This window comes from Paenibacillus sp., from assembly GCF_031177825.1.
Lineage (GTDB): Bacteria > Bacillota > Bacilli > Paenibacillales > YIM-B00363 > Paenibacillus_AE.
In genome coordinates this window covers 41,633-63,012 of the sequence record NZ_JAPSKE010000011.1, presented here as the reverse complement: position 1 = coordinate 63,012, position 21,380 = coordinate 41,633, and the positions used below count along the sequence as shown (strand labels likewise).

Sequence of the window (21,380 nt, the reverse complement as noted above, 5' to 3'; positions counted from 1 at the left end):
GCGTCCATTGTAGCGACGAGGGGGGCGGGCGCGATGAAGGTGTCTCAACGTCAAAAGAAAATCGTCGAGGCGCTGCTCCGCGCGCCGGGCGATCTATCCGCCGGCGAGCTGGCCAAGGCGGCCGACGTCAGCGCGCGCACCGTGCACCGGGAGCTCGCGGACGTAGAATCGCTGCTCGCGGACGTCGGCGTCGGCCTGCAGAAGAAGGCGGGCGCCGGCATCCGGCTCGACGCCGACCCGGGGCGGCTCGAAGCGCTCGAGCGGATTCTCCGCCACGCGGAATCCGACGAGCTGTCGGCGACGGATCGCCGGACGCTGCTGCTCTGCGCGCTGCTCGAGGCGGACGAACCGGTGAAGCTGTTCGCGCTCGCCCACGAGCTGCAAGTGACGACGCCGACCGTGACGAGCGATCTGGACGAGGTCGAGCGATGGGCGGCGCGGGACGGATTGACGCTCGTCCGAAGGCGCGGGTACGGGGTGCAGCTGGAAGGCGACGAAGCCGGAAAACGCAGCGCGATCCGGCGTCTCGCCTGGGAGACGCTGGACGACTCCGATCTGTTCGGCCGGCCGGAAACGGACGGTCGCCCGCTCCACCCCGTCACCGCGAAGCTGCTCGAGTCGATCGGCAAGCCGCACTTCTTCCGGCTGGAACGTGCGCTGTGGGCGAACGAAGCGGCGGGAGCGAAGGAGCTCTCCGAGACGGCGTACACCCGCAAGCTCGTGCGGCTGTCCGTCGCGCTCGCCCGCTTCGGCGCCGGCCATCGGATCGGCGCGTCCGGGGGCGCCGCCCCGCCGCCGGACGCGGCGGCCGCGCTCGCGGGCGCGCTCGGCCGGGAGCTCGGGCTCGACCTGCCTCCCGAGGAGATCGCCTACGTCGCCGGCGTGCTGACGGAGGACGAGACGGACGACGACGGCGTCGGCGTCGCGGGAGCGGATCCGCGGCTGCTCGAGACGACGAGCGCGCTCATCGCCGCCGTGGAGCGCCGGATGCACGCGTCGCTCGCCGGCGACCGGCAGCTCCGAGAGGGGCTGCTGCAGCATCTGGAGCCGGCCATCGCGCGGCTCCGCGAAGGCGGCTCGATCCGCAACCCGCTGCTGCAGCAAATTAAGAAAGATTACGAGACGCTCTTCCTGAGCGTCAAGGAAGCCGCGAAGGAAACGCTGCGGCAACGGGAGCCCGGGCTTACGGTGCCGGACGAGGAGATCGGGTTTCTCGCGATGCATTTCGGCGCGGCGCTCGAGCGGGCCAAGCAGCTGCCGGACGCCGTACGCGCCCTGCTCGTGTGCACGAGCGGCATCGGCTCCTCGAAGATGCTGGCCGTCCGACTCGCGAAGGAATTCCCGCAGCTGAACGTCGTCGGCAACGTCTCGTGGTACGAAGCGGCGCACAGCCCGAAGGACCGTTACGACCTGATCGTGTCGACCGTCGACCTGCCGCTGCCGCCCGAGCAGTACATTAAGCTGTCTCCTCTGTTGAACGAGGAGGAGACGGATCGGCTGCGGCGCTTCCTTCGCGGCGCGGCCGAACGCAAGCGGGCGCAAGGCGCCGCGCCGACGGGAGCCGGGCCGCCGGCGGGAGCCTCGGTCCCGAACGAAGACGCGCTCGAGCGGCTCCGCGCGCTGAAGCAATACGCCGACGGCGCGGTCCGGCTGCTCGACTCGTTCGTCGTCGGCCGGCTGGCGACGTTCGGCCGCGGCATCCGCGAGCTGCTGCTCGAAGCGTGCGGGCGGACCGCCTCGGCGGACGTCGCGAAAGCGGTGACCGACCGGCTGCTCGAACGCGAGCGCCAAGGCTCCGTGCTGATCCCGGACACCGATTTGGCCTTATTCCATACGCGCAGCGACGCGATCGAGGCGCCGACGCTCGCGCTGTTCCGCCTCGACGAGAAGATTGAGACGGGCGCGGACCGCCCCGTCTCCCGCTTCCTGCTCATGCTCGCGCCGAAACGCCTTCCGAAGCGCGAGCTCGAGCTGCTGAGCGAAATCAGCGCGATGCTGCTGCAAGAAGACTTCATCGACGCGCTGCAAACCGATGACGAAGCGTGCATCAAGCAATACCTATCGTATCAACTAGAAGCTTATATAAAGAACAATATCGAATGGAGCGAGTGACGATGACCATCCTATCTACGAACAAAGTGAAGCTGGGCGCGAAAGCCGCGGACAAAAACGAGGCGATCCGCATGGCCGGCCGACTGCTCGTCGACGCGGGGCACGTGCCGGAGGAATATATCGAGAAGATGATCGAGCGCGACGCCCTCTCCTCGACGTACATGGGCGGCGGCCTCGCCATCCCGCACGGCACCAACGAGGCGAAGCCGCTCGTGAAATCCACCGGCATGTCGATCCTCGTCTTCCCGGACGGCGTCTCCTTCGGCGACGGGCAAGTCGCGAAGCTCGTCGTCGGCATCGCCGCCGTCGGCGACGACCATCTCGACATTCTGACGAACGTCGCCATGATTTGCTCCGACGAAGACAGCTTCGATAGCATTCTAACCGCCGACTCGGAAGAGCGGCTGATCGCCATCTTCGAAAGCGGGATGGACGAATGATCGCCGTTCATTTCGGCGCGGGCAACATCGGGCGCGGCTTCATCGGCCTCATGCTGTCGCAAGCCGGCTACGACGTCGTCTTCGTCGACGTCAACGAAGCGCTCGTCGCGGCGCTGCAGGAGCGCAAGCGATACGAGGTCGAATTCGCGGACGGACGGGGCGAAGCCGTCGTCGTGCGGAACGTCGACGCGGTCGACGGGAAGCGCGTCGATCTCGTGGCGGAACGCATCGCCGGCGCGGATCTCGTCACGACGGCGGTCGGCGTGAACGCGTTGAAGTTCATCGCGGGCGGAATCGCTCGGGGCATCGAACGCCGCCTCGCCGCGGCGGCCGGCGGCTCCCCCGCCCCGCTGCACGTGATCGCCTGCGAGAACGCGATCGGCGGCAGCACGCAGCTCAAGGAACACGTCTACGCCCGCCTGCCCGCGGAGGCGCGCGACGCGGCCAACCGCAGCGTCGCGTTCCCGGACGCCGCGGTCGACCGGATCGTGCCGCTGCAGAAGCATGACGATCCGCTGCGCGTCACCGTCGAGCCGTTCGCCGAATGGATCGTCGACCGCTCCGCCATGCTGCCGGGCGGCCTCCCGCCGATCGAAGGCGTCCATTACGTCGACCGGCTGCAGCCGTACATCGAGCGGAAGCTGTTCACGGTCAACACCGGCCATTGCTGCGCCGCCTACCACGGCTACCTGCGCGGTCACGAGACGATCCAGTCGGCGATGGCGGACGACGCGGTGCGCGCCGAAGTCGTCAGCATTCTTGAAGAGACCGGCGCGATGCTCGTCCGCAACTACGGCTTCCCCGAAGCGGAGCACCGGCGCTACCTCGAGACGACCGTCGAACGGTTCGCCAACCCGCATCTGACCGATGAGGTCGCGCGGGTCGGCCGCTCGCCGATTCGCAAGCTGTCGCCGAACGATCGCCTCGTGCGGCCGGCGACGCTCGCGCACGAGCTCGGCATCCCGGTGCCGCATCTCGCCAAGGCGATGGGCGCCGCCCTCCGCTTCGACGTCCCGGACGATCCGGAGTCGGCGGAGCTGCAGCAGGCGCTGCGGCGCGACGGCGTGCATGCCGTGTTGACGAAGGCGACCGGTCTGCCGGAGGACCATCCGATCCATAAACAAGCGGCCGCGGCGTACGAAGACCTCGCCGCCGAGGCTTCCCGAACCGACGACCCGAAAGGAGCGATCCGATCATGACGACGAAACAACCGATTCCCGGCATCGCCGCCTCCCCCGGCATCGTCATCGCGAAGGCGTACGTGGCCAAGGCCGAATCGTTCGTGCCCGAGCTCGCCAGCGCGGCGAATCCCGCCGCGGAGGAAGCCCGGCTCGACGCCGCGATCGCGAAAGCCCGCGCGGAGCTCGAGACGATCAAGAACGATGCGGCCGCGCGCATCGGCGCGGACAAGGCGGAAATTTTCGAAGGCCATCTCCTCCTGCTCGAAGATCCGGACCTGATCGACGGCATCCGCGAGAAGCTGACGTCCGACGGCGTCACCGCCGAATATGCGCTCTACGAGACGGCGCAAGGCTTCGTCGACATGCTGCTCGCCATGGACAACGAGCTGCTCCGCGGGCGGGCGGTCGACGTCAAAGACGTCTCCGGCCGCGTCATGAGCCATCTGCGCGGCGTGCCGCACGCCAGCCTTAGCTCGATCGCCGAGCCGTGCATCGTCGTCGCCCGCGACCTGACGCCGTCGGATACGGCGCAGCTCGATCTCGCCTACGTGCAGGGCTTCGTGACGGAAATCGGCAGCCGCACGTCCCACTCGGCCATCATGGCGCGGTCGCTCGAAATTCCGGCCGTCGTCGGCGCGGGCGAAGCGGTGCTGGTCATACGGCCCGGTACGACCGTCATTCTCGACGCCGTCGAAGGCCGCGTTCACGTCGACCCGTCTCCCGAGCGGCTCGCCGAATACGAAGCGAAGAAGGCGGCGTACGACAAGAACAAAGCGGAGCTCGCGCTGCTGAAGGACCGTCCGACCGTCTCGAAGGACGGCCATCGCGTCGAGCTGGCCGCGAACATCGGCAGCGTGAAGGATTTGGAGAAGGTGCTGGACAACGGCGCCGAAGCGATCGGCCTATTCCGAACGGAATTCTTATATATGGGACGTTCCTCTCTCCCGACCGAAGAAGAACAATACCAAACCTATAAGCATGTCTTGGAAAAGATGAACGGCAAACCGGTCGTCATCCGCACGATCGACATCGGCGGCGACAAGGAGCTGCCGTATCTCGGCCTCCCGAAGGAATCGAACCCGTTCCTCGGCGAGCGGGCGCTCCGATTCGCGCTGCGTCGCGAGGACGTGTTCCGCCCGCAGCTCCGCGCCTTGCTCCGAGCCAGCGCGCACGGCAACTTGAAAATCATGTTCCCGATGGTCGCGGTGCGGGAGGAATGGCTCGCCGCGAAGCGGCTGCTGGACGAAGAGCGAGAGAAGCTGAAGGCGGAAGGCGCGAAGGTCGCGGACCGAATCGAAACCGGCATCATGATCGAAATTCCGGCCGCCGCCATCGCCGCGGATACGTTCGCGAAGGACGTCGATTTCTTCAGCATCGGCACGAACGACCTCATTCAATATACGATGGCCGCCGACCGCATGAACGAGACGGTGTCCTACCTGTACCAGCCGTGCCACCCGTCGATCTTGCGGCTCGTGCAGATGGTCATTCAGGCGGCGGAACGAGCGGGCAAGTGGGTCGGCATGTGCGGCGAGATGGCCGGGGACGAGACGGCGATCCCGCTTTTGCTGGGCCTCGGGCTGGATGAATTCAGCATGAGCGCGGGCTCCGTCCTGCCGGCGCGGAGACAGATCGCCTCTCTCTCCCGCGAGGAGTGGAAGGCGCACGCGGAACAGGCGCTTCGCATGAGCGGCCATGCGGAAGTGAAGCAATTCGTCCAACAACAACGAAGGAGCGTGACCGTATGATCCGTCAAACATTCACCGTCGCGAACCCTCAAGGGTTCCACGTCCGTCCGACGAAGACGTTCGTCGAGAAGGCGAGCGCCTTCCCTTGCAAGATCAACGTGATCAACAAAGGCAAAAAAGTGAACGGCAAGAGCTCGCTCAGCATGCTCACGCTCGGCATCGCCCAAGGCGACGAGGTGACGCTTGAAATCGACGGCGAGCGGGAACAAGAAGCTATGGAAGCGTTAGGACCGCTCTTCGGACAAATCCACGAGTAGATGTAACATGTAACATTTTGTAAAGTTAGACTGTTCCGAGACAATTGTCCGGTCAGTCTAATTTTTTTTGCCAAAATCTAATAAATTTATGATATTATTACGGATGCGAAAACGTTTAGATTCGATAGAGACAAGAGAGGCTGAGTCATTTGCCGAACCCGCCGTTTACTACAACTCCTCTATTTTCGCTTGAACAACATAGATTTCTCCTCGAACAACTGCCGGATCCCGTAACGGTGTATACCGGGCTTTGCATCGTCTACGCGAATCCGGCCGCCGCGGCCGTCGTCGGCGCCCGCTCTTCCGGGCAGCTGATCGGCCGGTCGATCCTCGACTTCGTTCCGCCGGAATACCGCACTCCGGAAGCGCCGGGCATTCCTTCCCAGCTCGAGCCGTCCGGCGAGCCCGTCATCGGACATTGGCTTCGCCTTGACGGCTATCGCGTCACCGTACAGACGAAATCTTTCCCTATTTTGTATGATGGCGAACCGTCCGTGTTAATGATTTGCAAAGACATGACCGCCGAAATCGGATACGAGCAATCGCTGCGCCGCAACGAGCAGCTCTTGCTGAACGTCGTGCAATATTCGCCGGAGGCGATCGTGCTGCACGCCGACGAAATCGTGTATTACGCGAACGACGCGACGGTCCGCATGTTCCGCGCCTTCAGCGCGTCCGAGCTCATCGGACGAAACATCTATGATTTCATACATAAGGATTTCCATGAAGCGGGGAAGCGGCGCCTGTCCGAGGCGCAAGACCGCATCGGCGCGAGGCTCGATTTCACCGTGCATAAGTTTATCCGGCTCGACGGCGAAACGTTCGATGCGGAAGTGTCCAGCGTCGTGATCGAAAATACGGACGACCGCTTCGGTGGACGTTACGTGCAGACGGTGCTTCGCGACGTGACGGAGCGCATCGCCCGCGAGAAGGAACTGCTCGACCATTCCCAACGGTTCGAACGGCTGTTGAAGTTTTTGCCCGAGCCGATCGTGATCACCGACCGCGGCGCCATTATATACTGCAATAAGTCGACGGCGAAGCTCGTCCGCGCCTCGAGCAAAGACGAAATTATCGGCAAGAGCATCTTCGACTTCATTCATTCCGATCATCACCAGAACTCCGCTCAAGTCGTGCGCGACGTCATGCAGACTTACGATGCTACGCCCTTCCAAGAGCGCCAAATCATCTGCTGCGACGGAAGCGTCATCTCGGTCGAAATTTCGAGCATTCGGATCGATCACTATAACGGAAAGTCGGTCACCCTCAGCGTCATGCGGGACCTCACCGAACGCAAGGAAGCCGAAGAGCTCTTGATCCGCTCCGAGAAGCTGTCCGTCATCGGGCAGTTGGCGGCCGGCGTCGCGCATGAAATTCGCAACCCGTTGACGTCGCTCCGCGGATTCACGCAGCTGCTCCGCCGGGAACTGGATCCCGCCCGCTTCTATTACATCGAGACGATGCTTAGCGAGCTCGATCGCATGACCTATATCGTCAACGATTTCATGAGCTTGTCGAAGCCGCAGCTCGTCGCGTACCGCAATCACGACCTCGCCGATACGCTTCGCGCCGTCCTGCTCGTGATCGAGAGCGAAGCGCTCCTGCACAACATTACCGTGCACTGGGACCATCGCGGCGGCCTGCCGCCGGTACGCTGCGACGAGCATCGCATGAAGCAGGTGTTCCTCAACGTGCTGAAGAACGCGATCGACGCCATGCCGGACGGCGGCGCGATTCACTTGAAGATGGAAGCCGTCGACGACGAGCTGCTCGTCCGCATCCGCGACGAGGGACCCGGCATGCCGAAGGAGCTGATCGATCGTATCGGCGATCCGTTCTTCACGACGAAGTCGGACGGCACGGGGCTCGGGCTTATGATTTGCCACCGGATCGTCGAGGCGCATCGCGGGTCGATCCGGTTTACGAGCGCGCCGGGCGCCGGAACGACCGTAGACATCTTCCTGCCGATCGCAACCGAATCCTAAAAAAAGGGCGAGTCGTCAGCCGTTCGGCTGCGACTCGCCCTTTTCCCTCGGGAAAACCTTATTGCTCCGGCTTCACCGTAAATTTCGGAGCCACCTTGTCGAAGTGCGGGTTCTCGCCCGCGATCATGAGACCTGCGCCCCAATCGATATGCGTGATCTCCGTCGGGAAGTCCGACGGGTCCTTATATTGAAACAGCACGTTACGGCGCGTGCGCTCGCTCCGGTTCGGACCCGAGCCGTGAATCGTCAAGTAGTTGAAGAACAGGACGTCCCCCGCTTCCGCCGGGCAAGGCGTCCCCATCGAAATCGGGTACTCGACATGATTCAAGTAATGCCGACCGACATGCGGAATCGGGCCTTGCTTATGCGAGCCCGGGATGACGTGCAGGCACCCGTTCGCCTCGTCGGCGTCGTCCAGATGTAGGCTCGCCGCCAGCATCGTATGATTCGCGTGCGGGAAGTACGGGTGATCCTGATGCATCGGGAAGGCGGCGCCGTTCTCCGGCGGCTTCACCAGCATCTTGGAGTGATGGACCTGCACGTTCGGTCCGATCAACTGCGTCAGCACCGCCGCCATATTCGGATGCGTCATCGCGCGCATGAACGACGCGTCGTGATAATGCACGTCATGGAACCCTTTGAGCACCAGCTTCTTCAGTTCGTCGGCCGGCAAGTAATCGCCTTGCCACGCATGATTCGCATCCTTCTTCGCCTTCGCCGCGCGCTGGATGATGCGCTCCACGCCTTCCCGCATGACCTCGATGTCCGCCTTCGGGATGACTCCTTTTACCAGCAGATACCCGTTCTCTCGATAAAACTCCGCTTCCTTCGCTCCGATCATCGTTCGCGTCCCCTTCGTGTAAGTGTAATAAATCATTGCGATTTGTGACTTTATTATATTTCGAGTACCATGGAATCGTATTTGTTCGGGGGAGACAGGTTTTTACCCGATTCGGACATCAGAGGGGGATTCGCGGTGGAACGCATGCGAGAAAGCGAAGAGCTGTTGAACCGAACGGCATTGACGCTGCCGGGGGCGGACGTCTCGTTCCGGGTGCACTTCTGGGGGAACAACCCGAATCATTACGACAACCCGGTGCATAAACATTCCTTCTTCGAGATCTGTTACGTATGGGACGGCGTCGGGGAATACTGCGAATTCGAAGGGGAAGAGCGGGTATACCGGCTGCGCCAAGGGACGTTGTTTTGCTCTCGGCCCGGCGTCGTTCATCAAATCCGGAGCGCTTCCGGCTTATCGCTGTCGTTCGTCTCTTTCGACGTCGACGAAAGCCGTTCGTCCGCGGAAGAGGTCGAACGATTCCGAAGGCTCGCCTTGGACGCGGAGGTGTGCCTGCACGACGCGGGCGGCGCGCCGACGGTGTCGCTCTGGCGGGCGCTGTCGCTGCCGCCGGAACCGCATCTGCGGCTGTCCGGCGCCTCGGCTTCCGGCGTCGCGCATGCGCTGCTTCGTTCGTTCGCGGACGTCTTCTCTCCGCGCCGACCGCCGAACGACGTCCGGCGCACCCACTCGACGGAACACTTGCTCCGGCGGGCGAAGCTGTTCGTCCGCGACAACCTCGACGCGCCGCTGACGCTCGCGCGCGTCGCGGAATATTTGAACGTGTCCGAGCGGCACGTCTCGCGCATCTTCGCCGGCGGCATCCACGAGTCGTTCAACGGGTACGTGCGGGAGGAACGCATTCGCCAAGCCGAATACTTATTGGCGCATACCGACCAAGCGATCAAGGACATCGCCGAGCGGACCGGCTTCGGCACCGTTCATTCGTTCACGCGCGCCTTCGCCCGAAAGACCGGCCTCCCGCCCGGGCGCTACCGGGAGGAGCGGGGCGGGGACCGGTTGTAACGTCTTCCGGCTTTTCGTTAGTTTCGATAAGTCCTGTACAACGTCTGGCCGATGTCCAGCAGCAGGAACAACGCGACGACCGGAGCGATCCACTTCGTCGCATATCGACTCCAGAGCCGGAAACCGTCCCCGTCGATCGGGAAGAAGCCTGCTTGCACGAGCTCGTCGACGAAGTTTGGATTGTATACCGAGCCGTCCGTGAACGCGAAGACGACGAAGACGGCGGAGAGCGCTTGGAGCGCGATGTACGTCCAAGCGAGCGGCGGCGTCCAGCGGCGCAGCCGCAGCTTCCAAGCGCTGAGCAGCACCGTGGCCGCGGCGATGGCGAGAAAGCCCCAAGCGTAAGGCCGAATGCCCGCCTCCGAGAAAAACGGGACGATCGTTCTCCCTCCTCCGTCGGACGGGATCACGACCCCGAAGACGTTCGGGAAAAACACGACCAGCGCCGTAAAGAACACCGTGAACGCGATGCCCGCGATCGGATCGCTCTTCGGGATGCGCCGTTTCGCGTCGGGCACTTCGGGCAACTGCCGCGGCGTCCAAGGTTCCTTATGCGCGTGCAGCTCCAACGACTTCCCGTCCGCTCCGACGAAGCTCCATGCGATGAAGATCGCCGTCACCCATCCGAAGCCATGCGGAATCGCGAAGGTGAAGATCGACACGATCGCATCGACGAAGTACTCCAGCATGTTCATCGGATCGATCGCGGACCGGATCGCGAAGACGACCATGAGCGCGATCCCGATCGACGCGCCGACGACCTTCAGCACGGCGATATAGGCATCCGTCAGCTCCGGCGCGATCACGTATCGCGGACGCCCTCGATACTTCTCCGCAAGCGCGGCCGGGTCGCCCAGCTCCGTCAGCACCTCTTCCACCGCCGCGCGCTCGTCTCGCTGCGTCCTTCCGCTCGCGACGCGCTCTTCGAGCATGTCTTCGATCAATCCTCGCAGCTCCTTGTCGATATCCTTCCGCTGCCGTTCCGGCAGCCGCTGCGTCACCGCGTACGCATAACGATCGATGATTTCCATATAAGCATCCTCCCTACGATTTCTGATTCGGCTCGACTAACGCCTGTATGCCTTCCGCCATCCGCGACCATTCCGCGCATAATTCCTCGTACACCCGCTTGCCCGTCTCGCTGAGCAAATAATATTTGCGGGGGCGCGCCTCGTTCGTGTCCCATTGGCTTTCGAGCAGTCCCTGCTTCTCCAGCCTGCGAAGCAACGGGTACAACGTGCCCGGGTCGATCTGAATCCCCTTCTCCTCGAGCACGCCGACCAACGAGTATCCGTACTGCGCCTTCTTCAACTGGCTGAGCACCCCGAGGATGATCGTTCCTCTCCGCAGTTCTTGCACGAACCCGTTTACGAGGTCCTGCGTATCCTTTTCGCTCATTTCATCAGCTCCTGGTTTTAATATACTGTATGACACACACTATTGTAAAGTGACTATTATTTATTAATTCACATTGATATTCGATTATTTATGATGTATCTTCGCGCTTGCGCCTCCCCTGTGCTTCCTTTCAAACTTGATTTCTTCCCCTCGGGTGCGGGCGTTGCCCTTTCCAACGCACAGATTAGAAAGAAGAGCGAAGAGAGACTCCTCCGCCGGGATCCCCGAGGATACATGGAGCAGCTGGCATTCGTATAGAAAATGCAAGGCGGCGCCGTCCGCATCCGCGGGGAAGTTTGTCTTCGTACGACCGGTTCGATATAGTTAGTTACATAATGTGTCTACCTCGAACGAAGCCAAAGGAGTTGTCAGCCGCATGAACGAACCTACCGCCTCGCAGGGCCGGATCCTGATCGTTACGGCCGTCGACGCCGAGCGGGACGCGGTGCTCCGCGGCATCGGCGACGATCCGCGCTTCGTCGTCGCCGCGGCCGGCGTCGGGCCGGCGTTCGCCGCGGCGGGCGCGGCGTTCGCGCTGGCCGAAGGCGGCTACGCGCTGGCGATCAGCGCCGGCATCGGCGGCGGCTTCGCCGGCCGCGCCGGCGTCGGCGAGCTCGTCGTCGCCGACGCGATCCATGCCGCGGACCTCGGCGCCGAGACGCCGGAGGGCTTCCGCGACGTGGAAGCGCTCGGCTTCGGCTCCGCGCGGTTCGCGGTCGAAGCCAAGCTCGCGGCGCGCTGGGCCGAAGCGCTGCGGGAAGCCGGCCGCGCCGCGGCGGTCGGACCGATCGCGACCGTGTCGACGACGACCGGCACCGCGGTCACCGCGGCCGCGCTCGCGGCGCGCATTCCCGGCGTCGCCGCCGAAGCGATGGAAGGCGCCGGCGTCGCCGCCGCGGCTTACAAAGCCGGCGTGCCGGCGCTCGAAATTCGCGCGATCTCCAACGCCGTCGGTCCGCGGGACCGCGCGGCTTGGCGGATCGGCGACGCGCTCGCGGCGCTCGAAGCCGCGTTCGCTCTATTTCCGGAGGTGTTACGAAACCGATGAACGCGATGAAGATCGCCTTTTCCCCATGTCCCAACGACACGTTCGTCTTTCACGCTTGGGTGCACGGCCTCATTCCCGGAGCGCCGCCGCTCGACGTCATGTACGCGGATATCGACGTAACGAACCATCTGGCCGCCGGGCCGAACGGACTCGACGTCATGAAGATTTCTTACGCCGCCTTGCCGTGGGTGCTGAAGGATTACGCCCTCGTGCCGTGCGGCGGCGCGCTCGGCCGGGGCAACGGCCCGCTGGTGCTCAGCCGGCAGAGCGAAGACCCCGCGACGCTTGCGGGCAAGCGGATCGCCGTGCCGAGCGAGCGCTCGACCGCGTACCTCCTGTTCCGCCTTTGGGCGGCGCAGCACGCGAAGGGCGCGCTCGACATCGTCGTGATGCCGTTCCACGAAATCATGCCGGCCGTGCGGGACGGGAGCATCGACGCCGGCCTCGTCATTCACGAAGCCCGCTTCACCTACCCGTCCTACGGCTTGACCAAGCTGGCGGACCTCGGCGAATGGTGGGAAGCGGACACGGGCCTTCCGATTCCGCTCGGCGCCATCGTCGCCCGACGCTCCCTCGATCGCGACGCGATCGCCGGCTGGGCGCGCGCGTCCGTCGAATACGCCTGGGCGCATCCGGAAGCGTCCCGCGCTTACGTCGCGGAGCATGCGCAAGAGATGGATCCGGACGTCGCGAAGTCGCATATCGACTTATACGTCAACGACTTCACCGCGAATCTCGGCGAAGAAGGGTTCGCCGCGGTCGATTCGCTGCTCGGCCGCGCCGCGAAGGAAGGGCTCGTTCCCGCGTTCGATCTGGCAGCGCTTCGATAAGCAATACCTGTCGCGAAATTATAGCATCCATGTCGCAATCGTCGAATGTACCCGCGGCTTGGCTGTGATACAGTGTAGCCGAGCAGGGGATATTTTCGAATAAAGGCGGGAGATCCGGAATGGACAAACGAATCAAGATCGGCATCATCGGCAGCGGCGGCATCGCCGGCGCGCACGTGAAAGCTTACAAAGAATTGGATTACGTCGACATCGTCGCGGTCGCGGACGTCGTGCCGGGCCGCGCGGAGCAATTCATCGCGAGGTGGGAGCTCGGCTTCGCGGCGGCGTACGACGACCACCGGAAGCTGCTCGAGCTCGACCTCGACGGCGTCAGCATTTGTACGCCGAACGTGGCGCACTATCAGACGACGATCGATGCGCTAAATGCCGGCAAGCAGGTCATGTTGGAGAAGCCGATGTCCGTAACGCTCGAGCAAGCGGTCGAGATGGTGCAGACGGCGAAGAAAACCGGCAACATGCTGAACGTCGGCTTCCAGCCGCGATATGACCCGAATATGGCGCTGCTGAAGGACTTGGTGCAATCGGGACAGCTCGGCGACGTGTATTACGTGGAGACGGGCGGCGGCAGACGCCGGGGCATGCCGGGCGGCACGTTCATTCGCGAGGACTTGGCCGGCGCCGGCGCGATCGCGGATATCGGCTGCTATTCGCTCGACATGGCGATGAACACGCTCGGGAACCCGAAGCCGGTGACGGTGTCGGCGTATACGTCGAATCATTTCGGCACGAATCGAAAATATCACCCGGAAGCCGACCGGTTCCAGGTCGAGGATTTCGGCGCGGCGCTCGTCCGATTCGACAACGGCCTCGTCATGAACTTCAAAATTTCGTGGGCGATGCACATGGACACGCTCGGCGCGACGATGTTTCTCGGCACGGACGCCGGGCTGAAGGTGACGCCGGCCGGCAAAGGTCCGTGGAGCGGCGTCTGGGACGGCAGCGTCGGTTCGATCACGATGTTCCACGACATTGCCGGCCACCACACGGAGAGCCCGATCCCGACGGTCGAGCATAAGAAAAACTTGTTCCACGAGAAGGTGCGCGACTTCGTCGAAGCGGTGCGCGACGGACGCCCGGCGCCGATCCCCGGCGAACAGATCGTCCGCAATCAGGCGGTCATCGACGGCATCCTGCGCTCCGCGAAGGCGAAACGCGAGGTCGAAGTGTTCATACCGGAGTTCTAGAAAAGAAAAGAGGGGCTGTTGCGATCTGCGCAACAGCCCCTCTTTTGTACTTATCGCTCCCCCAACGCTTCCATCGCGACGCAGGCCAAGACGAAAGCGCCGACGCCGTGCAGGTCGTTGTCGCTGACCGGACGCGTGACGTAGTTCCGGTAATCCCCCGCCGACGTCCCGATGCAGATGTCCGGCACGACGAGACGCCCCTCGCCGTCCGTGCGCAGCCGCTCGATCAAGCCGCGGTAACCGCGGCGCGCCGCTTCCAGCCGCTCTTCCCCCGCGCAGCCGTGCCTCGCGGCGCCGGCGATCGCGTAGACGAACAGGCTCGTGCACGACGTCTCCAGCCAATTGTCGGCCCGATCGCCCTTGTCCACGACTTGGTACCAGAGGCCGCTCTCGTCCTGGAACCGTACGAGCCCGTCGACGAAGCGGCCGAGCGCCGCCGCGATCTCCGGGCGGCCCGGGTGCTCCGCCGGCAGCGCGTCGAGGAAATCCGCGAGCGCCATGCCGTACCAGCCGAGCGACCGCCCCCAAAATTCCGGAGAATTGCCGGTGTCCGGATCGGACCACGGCGCCTTCCGGCTTTCGTCCCACGCGTGATACAAGAGACCCGTCGCCTCGTCGGACATATGCCTGCGCATCAGCTTCTCCCACTCCAGCACCATCGGCACGAGCTCGGGTTCACCGTACTTCGCAGCGTACTGCAGCGCGAAGACGCCGCCCATATACAAGCCGTCGAGCCACATCTGGTACGGATACTTATCCTTGTGCCAGTACGCGCCCTCCGACGTCGCGTTCAGCGTGCGGAACAAGCCGCGCAGCTTGTCGGCCGCCATGCGGTATCGCCGGTCGCCGGTATGTTCGTCCAATGCGAGCAGCAGCAGCCCCGGCATGATCGAATCGAGCTCGTCGCGGGCGAAGAGCAGGTTGCCGTCTTCGTCCACGAGATGGTCGACGTATCGCTTCGGATATTCGAAATACGAATCGTTCCCCGCGCGCTTCCAAACCTGCAGCATCCCTTGAAGGAAAATCCCTTGATGGTAATGCCACCGTCCCGCGGGCGGCAGCGCCTCCGGCGCGAACGTCTTCATCAACGAATCGCAAGCGGCTTTCGCGTAATCGAGCGGGGCGCGCAGCGCGAGCGCGGCGCGTTCTTCAGTGTTCATGGGCGGATGATCTCCTCTCGGAAAACGAAGTGTGTTTCTCGGCGCCGAACCGACCGTCCGGCACCGCCAAATGCCGGTGCGGCAGTCCCGCCAGCTCGCGCAGCGTATAACGGATCAAGACGGCCTGCGTGCCTGCGTTCATATCGCCTTCGACGAGGCCGAGACCGAGCGGCACCGCGACCGGCATGTCGGGGTACGACTCGCCCGGCTTCACCTGCGCGACGTTCGGCGCCGGCGGGGAGCCGTGGAGCTCCCGCGAGAAGCCGCCGTCGGCCCGCTTCAGCTTCGCCATATTCGCGAGCGTCGTCTCGGCGATCTCCGTCATCTCGTCCGCCGCGATGGCCGGCCTCATGGACGACAACAGGCTGATCGGGTTGCGGATATAACACATATCGAAGGCGGTTTCCGTCCGGAGCGCGTCGAGGATGGATCGGTAGATCCGGTCCTGCCGCGGCATCGGCACGCCGAACCGCCGATAGAACAGATGCAGCTTGAACGTGCCGGACAGCCGAACGTACGGCGCGCCCTCGCCCCAGAAGCCGGTGTCTTGATCCTGAATGCCGTTCAAGTAGTCGAACGCCTCGCGTACGTAAAGCTCCCGCCGCTCCGGCGCGAGCGCGGCGAGATGCGCGCCGCAATGCGACAGCTTGTCGCAGCCCCGCCAGCTGTTCGCGAGGCTGATCGAGCGCAGCCATTCGCCGAACGACTGGGGCGAAGCCATATACGCCGGCGTCGCGCCGCTCTCCGCCGGCCGCGAATCGAGCGGCGCCGCGCCGAGCTTGTCGAGCGCGTGCAAGCCGTACCCGAGCGCGCGGCCGACCATGACGTCGTCTAGGCGCATATTCGGGTCGTCGTCGTAAAACCAACCGGTGCCGGGATCCTGCTTCGATCGGAAAAACCGGATCATTCCCTCGCGCATCCGTTCGTCCAAGCGGTCCAGCAAGCCGCATCGCTCGACGATGTTGAGCGCCTGCGCCGTCGACTCGATGTCGGGCGAGAAGCGGCCGGACGCCCTGGAGCTCCGGGCGTAATAAAATCCTCCCGACGCCTTGTCGTACTGCCCCTCCAGCCAGTCGAAAAAACCGTCGAACAGCGCGTCGCCGTCCGCGAGGAGCGCCTCCATCCGTCGATTCATGCCTGCACTCCCCTCTCCCTTTCTTCGGCAAGCGGACGGTACGAGAATCGGCGGAACGTCGCCCGTCCGTTCCCGACGGCGTCCAATCCGACGCGAAGGCTTAAGAACCCTCCGAACGTATTATGGTGCAGACCGGAGGCGTCGATCGTCTTGTCGTACCTCGCCCACGTCGCGCCGTCGTCGAAGCTGTAGTAGAACGTGACGATATGCCGGTCGTTCCGAATGCGGATGCGCGCTTTGCGGCCGAGGTCCGGCATCGTGGCGTAGCTCTTGAACGATCGGAAATGCCGCACGCCCCCCGCATGCAAGCCGATGCCCAAGTATGCCGAATCGTTGTAATACAGCAACAATCTCGCCTCCGCGTCCCCCTCGACGACCGCCTCGACTTCGGCTTCGTACCGCTCGTGCTTCGGCATGAACAGCAGCGGCGAAGCGCCCTCCGCTCCGGCGACGGCGAGTCCGTCCGGGCTTAGCGCGAACCGGTCCGCCGGACGCCGCCCTTCGCATTGCCAGTGCAGCGCGAGCGACGCCCCTCCGAAGTCGTCCTCGAACGTTCCCGCGTCGATGGAGGCTTCGATCGGGTTCGGCGCCGTGCGAAACCAGCCGTCGTCCGTCCACTCGATCCGCTCGACGAGCGTCTGCCGCCCGAGCGTGTGGAAGCCGTTCAAGTACGCATGGTACACGATCCTCCACGTGCCGTCCGGCGCGTCGATGAGCGAGCCGTGCCCCTTCGACCACCAACGCTCCGCGCTCGACGCCGTCCGCACGATCGGGTTGTATGGGGAATGTTCCCACGGTCCCCAAGGCGTTCGGGATCGGGAGGACGCCGCCATATGGCTCGTCGGGGGACCGGCCGTGCCGCCGACCGCCACGGTGAGGTAATAATACCCATTATGGTACGTGATCTTCGGTCCTTCCAAGCTGTACGCTTCGACGACCCAGTCGTCGGGGTACCGCCAGCCGTCGTACACATGGCGGGGCTCCGAGACGACGGACAGCCCGTCCTTCGCCAGTTCGACGAACTCGCCCCCGGACATGTGCAAGTATCGCTTGCCGTCCGGCCCGGCGACGTGTCCGGGGTCGATGCCCTTGATGCCGAGATCGATCGGGCGGCTCCACGGGCCGGTCGGATGCGGGGCCGTGACGACCCAATTCGACCGATTCGCCGGGAAGTAAATATAATAGGTTCCCTCGTACTCCGCGAAGTCCGGCGCCCATACGTCGCCCAGATATTCCTGGAGCGCAGCGGCGACGGGCTTCCAGCTCTGCAGGTCCCGGGAATGCCAGATGACGAGCCCGGGCGTCAGCTTATACGAGGAATGCGTCATATAATAGTCCTCGCCGACGCGGATGACGGCAGGGTCGGCGTAGTTGCCCGCGACGATCGGGGCGTAGATCGTAGGTTCCTTTTCCAACACGGCGTTCTCCCCCTCTTATCCTTTGATCGATCCGAGCAGCGCGCCCTTGGCGAAATGCTTCTGCAGGAACGGATACACGAGCAAGATCGGCAGCGTCGCCACGACGATGACCGCCATCTTCACCGTCTGCTCCGGCGGGCGCACGAAGTCTTCCATGCCGGACGTATCGGCGGTCAGGCCGCTGGCCAAGATGACGATCTGACGCAGGATGACCTGCACCGGCCATTTCGCCGCGTCGTTCAAGTACAAGATCGCCGTCATATACGTGTTCCAGTACGTTACCGCGTAGAACAGAGAAATCGTCGCGATCGCCGGCATCGACAGCGGAATGACGATGCGGAACAGGATGCCCCAGTCGTTGCAGCCGTCGATCTTCGCGGACTCCTCCAGCCCGTCCGGCAAGTTCTGGAAGAAGTTGCGCATAATGATCAAGTTGAAGGCGTTGATCGCCGTCGGCACGACGAGCGCCGCCAGCGAATCGATAAGGCCCATCTCCTTCACGACGAGGAACGTCGGAATCATCCCGCCGCTGAACAGCATCGTGAACACGACCAGAAACATGATGCCGCTCCGTCCGTCCAAGTCTCTGCGCGACAAGCCGTACGCCATCAGCGCCGTCAGGAACATGCTGAACAGCGTGCCGAACAGCGTCACGACGACGGAGACGCCTAGCGCCCGAAACAACGTGTTCGTCGAGAAAATATATTTGTACGCGTCGAGCGACCATACGGTCGGAATGATGACGAACTGCTTCGTCGCAAGCTCCGTAACGGTCGTGAACGAGCCCGCGATCACGTGGATGAACGGAAGAATCGTCACGAGACCGATGAGCGACAACAGCGTGTAATTGACGATATCGAACAGCCGGCTTCCCAGCGTTTTGTCTTGGACCATGGCTTTTTCGCCTCTCCCTCTTAGTAGATGCCTTCCTCGCCGACCTTCTTCGACAGCCAGTTCGCGCCCATGACCAAGACCAAGCCGACGATCGACTTGAAAAATCCGACCGCGGTGCTGAAGCTGAACTGCCCTTGGCGAAGGCCCGCCGTATAGACGTACGTATCGAATATCTCCGCCACCTCGCGATTCATCGAGTTGAGCAAGAGATAAATATGTTCGAAGCCGAGTTCCAACACGTCTCCGATCTTCAGGATGAGCAGCACGACGATGACGCTGCGGATCGAAGGCAACGTAATGTGCCAAATTTGGCGAAACCGGTTGGCGCCGTCCATCCGAGCCGCTTCGTACAGCCCCGGATCGATCGCGGCCATGGCCGCCAAGTAGATGATCGTCCCCCATCCGGCTTCCCGCCAGACGATCTGCAGGACGTACATCGGGCGAAACCACTCGTTGCTCATGAGGAAGTTGATCTTTTCGAAACCCATCATGACCAGCAGCTCGTTGATGATGCCGCGGTCCATGGACAGCATGACGAAGGAAATGGATACGATAATGACCCAAGACATGAAGTGCGGAATGTAGACGAGCGTCTGAATGAACCGCTTGAACATCTCCCGCCGCACCTCGTTCAACATGAGCGCGAGGACGATCGGCACCGGGAAGTAAAACAACAGGTTCATGAAGAACAACAGCAGCGTATTTCTTAGAATCGTAAAAAACATCGGTTCGGCGAACAATCGCTCGAAATGTTTGAGTCCGACCCACGGGCTGTTCATGATGCCCAGGTACGGCTGATAATCCTGCAGAGCGATGACGAGCCCGCCCATCGGGATGTACTTAAAAATAACGAAGAACAGAAAGCCGGGGAGAATCATCAGATACAAGGCCCGGTTTTTCACGAGTCTCCTCAGCAGCTCCGAATTCCTTCTAGTCTTGGCGAGCGTCGCGTTGCCTACGGCCGTATCTCGCATGATTTCTCTTCCTTTCTATAGTGGGAAAATGGGAGGCCGCGCGGCTGCGGCTTGCGTTCCGCCGCGCGCGGCCTCCGCCGTTCGGAACGACCGGTTATTTCGCCTGCGCGTAAGAAGCGTTGAACTCGTCGATGATCTTCTGTCCGCCCTGCTTCAGCCACGTGTCGATCGCCGCTTGGAAGCCGGCCTCGTCGATGTCGCCGAGCATGAACTTGTACGTCGCGTCCTTGATCAGCTCTTGCAAGCGTACGCCGTCCTGCGTGAACGTCGCGGAATCGAGCGGCGCCGTCGGGTCGTGGATGAGGTACTTGTTGTTATCCACGATCAGCTGCTCCGCCTTCTCCTTCGCCGGCAGCAGATGCTTCGCCTCGAAGAAGCCGTCGATCGTGCTGATGCCGCCGATCTGCAGCGCTTGGTACGGCTTCACGTCGCGATCGGTAATCTTCGTATCTTCGATCGGCACGACCTTGTCGCCTTCCATCGCGTAGTGCTCTCCTTCGACGCCCCAGTAAATCAGGTTCGCCAGCTCGGGGCTCATCAGCTTGTCGTAGAAGGCGAGGATGTTCTTCAGCTCGTCTTCGGATTTGACCGCCGACTTCGGGAACAGCACGACGGAGCCGTAGCCCGGGATCGCCCAGATGCCGAACTTGCCGTCCGGACCGCTGATTTGGTTCTGTACGTCGAGGAGCGCGTTCGGATTGACATCCGTAATTTTCGAATCGAGGCTGACGACGTCGGCCATGGAGCCGATGTACGCGCCGGCCTTGCCCGTGATGAGCAGGTTTTGCTGGTCCGTCTTGCTCGTCACCGGGAAATCCTGGTTGATGAGGCCTTCCTCGTGCAGCTTCTTGATGTACTTCATCGTCTCCATGTACTGCGGGAACATGAATTCCGGCGCCAGCTTGCCTTCCGATTCGCCCCAGCCGTTCGGCGTGCCGAACCAAGAGCTGACCGATTTGAACGCGCCGTAGACGAGATCGCTGCGGTCCGTCAATCCGATCGTATCCTTCGCGCCGTTGCCGTCCGGGTCGTTCTCCGCGAACGCCTTCAGCATCGCGTACAGCTCGTCGACGTTCGTCGGCGCGGACAAGCCGAGCTTGTCGGCCCAATCCTTCCGATAGATGAGGCCCTGACGGGAGAGCGGACGCTCTTGGTACAAGGCGTAGATCTTCCCGTCGACCGACGTGTTCTTGAGCACTTCGGGGTTCAGCTTGCTCAGGTTCGGGTACTGCTCGAGCAGCGGCCCGATTTCCCAAAATTGATTGTTCCGAATCGCGTCGCGCAGCATGATGAGCGAGGTTTGGTTTTTAATGTACGTCGCCTGCGGGAGCGTGCCCGTCGCGAACGAGGCGTTCATCTTCTCGTCGTACGTGCCGTCCGGCACCCATTGGATGTCCAGCTCGGTGTTCGTCGCTTCCTCTACGAGCTTCTCGATTTTATCCGAGGGAACCTCCGGCGTGTGCAGGTTCGCCATAATGGAAAGCTTGAACGGCTCCTTCGGCGCTTCCGGCTCCGTCTTCGTTTCGGCCTGGGCGCCCGCCCCCGCGTTGTTCGCCGGCTGCTCCGGCGCTTCCGATCCGCCGGTCGAGGCGCTTCCGCAGCCGGCCGTAACCGCCAGCGCGGTCAATGCCGCCAATAGCATGCTGGCTCTCTTGTTTGCCATGATTATGACCTCCAATGGGTAAGATGATGTTTCCTACCCCTCTACCGTAAATCGATCGCGGCCGTTAC

19 protein-coding genes are annotated in these 21,380 nt (G+C 62.9%); 10 read left to right on the top strand and 9 right to left on the bottom strand.

The features are described from left to right. Positions 1-33: 33 nt before the first annotated feature. The 6 genes from RIN49_RS14625 to RIN49_RS14600 all read left to right on the top strand — a co-directional run bounded on the left by RIN49_RS14625 (position 34) and on the right by RIN49_RS14600 (position 7,723). The gene (locus RIN49_RS14625; protein ID WP_309120905.1) at positions 34-2,112 is read left to right on the top strand and encodes a BglG family transcription antiterminator; all 2,079 of its coding nucleotides are present in this window, start codon (positions 34-36) and stop codon (positions 2,110-2,112) included. A 2-nt stretch (positions 2,113-2,114) separates the two neighbouring features. After that, on the top strand, positions 2,115-2,552 hold the full coding sequence (locus RIN49_RS14620) for a PTS mannitol transporter subunit IIA (protein ID WP_309120904.1): 438 nt from the start codon (positions 2,115-2,117) through the stop codon (positions 2,550-2,552). Further along, entirely contained in the window at positions 2,549-3,751 is a 1,203-nt protein-coding gene (locus RIN49_RS14615; RefSeq protein WP_309120903.1) for a mannitol-1-phosphate 5-dehydrogenase, read from the top strand. The genes RIN49_RS14620 and RIN49_RS14615 overlap by 4 nt, the downstream gene beginning before the upstream one ends. Continuing rightward, positions 3,748-5,481 (top strand): phosphoenolpyruvate--protein phosphotransferase, encoded by a 1,734-nt coding sequence (gene ptsP, locus RIN49_RS14610; RefSeq protein ID WP_309120902.1) that lies wholly within the window; start codon positions 3,748-3,750, stop codon positions 5,479-5,481. Before RIN49_RS14615 ends, ptsP begins: the two co-directional genes overlap by 4 nt. After that, positions 5,478-5,738: an HPr family phosphocarrier protein gene (locus RIN49_RS14605; protein WP_309120901.1), complete on the top strand. Its 261-nt coding sequence runs from the start codon at positions 5,478-5,480 to the stop codon at positions 5,736-5,738. The genes ptsP and RIN49_RS14605 overlap by 4 nt, the downstream gene beginning before the upstream one ends. A 149-nt stretch (positions 5,739-5,887) precedes the next feature. Further along, the gene (locus tag RIN49_RS14600; protein ID WP_309120900.1) at positions 5,888-7,723 is read left to right on the top strand and encodes a PAS domain S-box protein; all 1,836 of its coding nucleotides are present in this window, start codon (positions 5,888-5,890) and stop codon (positions 7,721-7,723) included. Positions 7,724-7,781: 58 nt separating this feature from the next. Here the strand turns inward: RIN49_RS14600 and RIN49_RS14595 are convergent, their stop codons facing one another. Beyond that, complete coding sequence (locus tag RIN49_RS14595) at positions 7,782-8,564, bottom strand: phytanoyl-CoA dioxygenase family protein (protein WP_309120899.1); 783 nt, start codon at positions 8,562-8,564, stop codon at positions 7,782-7,784. A 144-nt stretch (positions 8,565-8,708) separates the two neighbouring features. Here RIN49_RS14595 and RIN49_RS14590 point away from each other — a divergent pair, with 144 nt between their 5' ends. Next, complete coding sequence (locus tag RIN49_RS14590; protein WP_309120992.1) at positions 8,709-9,587, top strand: helix-turn-helix domain-containing protein; 879 nt, start codon at positions 8,709-8,711, stop codon at positions 9,585-9,587. A 17-nt stretch (positions 9,588-9,604) separates the two neighbouring features. Here RIN49_RS14590 and RIN49_RS14585 read toward each other — a convergent pair whose 3' ends face one another. Continuing rightward, on the bottom strand, positions 9,605-10,618 hold the full coding sequence (locus tag RIN49_RS14585) for a permease prefix domain 1-containing protein (RefSeq protein ID WP_309120898.1): 1,014 nt from the start codon (positions 10,616-10,618) through the stop codon (positions 9,605-9,607). Between the two features lie 13 nt (positions 10,619-10,631). Beyond that, positions 10,632-10,985 (bottom strand): PadR family transcriptional regulator, encoded by a 354-nt coding sequence (locus RIN49_RS14580; protein ID WP_309120897.1) that lies wholly within the window; start codon positions 10,983-10,985, stop codon positions 10,632-10,634. 376 nt (positions 10,986-11,361) lie between these two features. Here RIN49_RS14580 and RIN49_RS14575 point away from each other — a divergent pair, with 376 nt between their 5' ends. The 3 genes from RIN49_RS14575 to RIN49_RS14565 all read left to right on the top strand — a co-directional run bounded on the left by RIN49_RS14575 (position 11,362) and on the right by RIN49_RS14565 (position 14,068). Beyond that, positions 11,362-12,033: a futalosine hydrolase gene (locus tag RIN49_RS14575; protein WP_309120896.1), complete on the top strand. Its 672-nt coding sequence runs from the start codon at positions 11,362-11,364 to the stop codon at positions 12,031-12,033. Between the two features lie 5 nt (positions 12,034-12,038). Beyond that, positions 12,039-12,863 carry a 1,4-dihydroxy-6-naphtoate synthase gene (locus RIN49_RS14570; RefSeq protein WP_309120991.1) on the top strand — a complete coding sequence of 275 codons (825 nt, stop codon included), beginning with the start codon at positions 12,039-12,041 and terminating at the stop codon, positions 12,861-12,863. Between the two features lie 119 nt (positions 12,864-12,982). Continuing rightward, positions 12,983-14,068 (top strand): Gfo/Idh/MocA family protein, encoded by a 1,086-nt coding sequence (locus RIN49_RS14565; RefSeq protein WP_309120895.1) that lies wholly within the window; start codon positions 12,983-12,985, stop codon positions 14,066-14,068. A gap of 50 nt (positions 14,069-14,118) precedes the next feature. Here the strand turns inward: RIN49_RS14565 and RIN49_RS14560 are convergent, their stop codons facing one another. The 6 genes from RIN49_RS14560 to RIN49_RS14535 all read right to left on the bottom strand — a co-directional run bounded on the left by RIN49_RS14560 (position 14,119) and on the right by RIN49_RS14535 (position 21,312). Continuing rightward, positions 14,119-15,228 (bottom strand): glycoside hydrolase family 88/105 protein, encoded by a 1,110-nt coding sequence (locus RIN49_RS14560; RefSeq protein WP_309120894.1) that lies wholly within the window; start codon positions 15,226-15,228, stop codon positions 14,119-14,121. Continuing rightward, positions 15,218-16,363, bottom strand: a complete 1,146-nt coding sequence (locus RIN49_RS14555; protein ID WP_309120893.1) for a hypothetical protein — start codon at positions 16,361-16,363, stop codon at positions 15,218-15,220. Before RIN49_RS14555 ends, RIN49_RS14560 begins: the two co-directional genes overlap by 11 nt. Beyond that, entirely contained in the window at positions 16,360-17,781 is a 1,422-nt protein-coding gene (locus RIN49_RS14550) for a family 43 glycosylhydrolase (protein ID WP_309120892.1), read from the bottom strand. The genes RIN49_RS14555 and RIN49_RS14550 overlap by 4 nt, the downstream gene beginning before the upstream one ends. 15 nt (positions 17,782-17,796) lie before the next feature. Beyond that, entirely contained in the window at positions 17,797-18,675 is an 879-nt protein-coding gene (locus RIN49_RS14545; protein ID WP_309120891.1) for a carbohydrate ABC transporter permease, read from the bottom strand. Between the two features lie 20 nt (positions 18,676-18,695). Beyond that, positions 18,696-19,649: an ABC transporter permease gene (locus tag RIN49_RS14540; RefSeq protein ID WP_309120890.1), complete on the bottom strand. Its 954-nt coding sequence runs from the start codon at positions 19,647-19,649 to the stop codon at positions 18,696-18,698. A gap of 94 nt (positions 19,650-19,743) precedes the next feature. Next, the gene (locus tag RIN49_RS14535; RefSeq protein ID WP_309120889.1) at positions 19,744-21,312 is read right to left on the bottom strand and encodes an extracellular solute-binding protein; all 1,569 of its coding nucleotides are present in this window, start codon (positions 21,310-21,312) and stop codon (positions 19,744-19,746) included. Positions 21,313-21,380 lie beyond the last annotated feature (68 nt).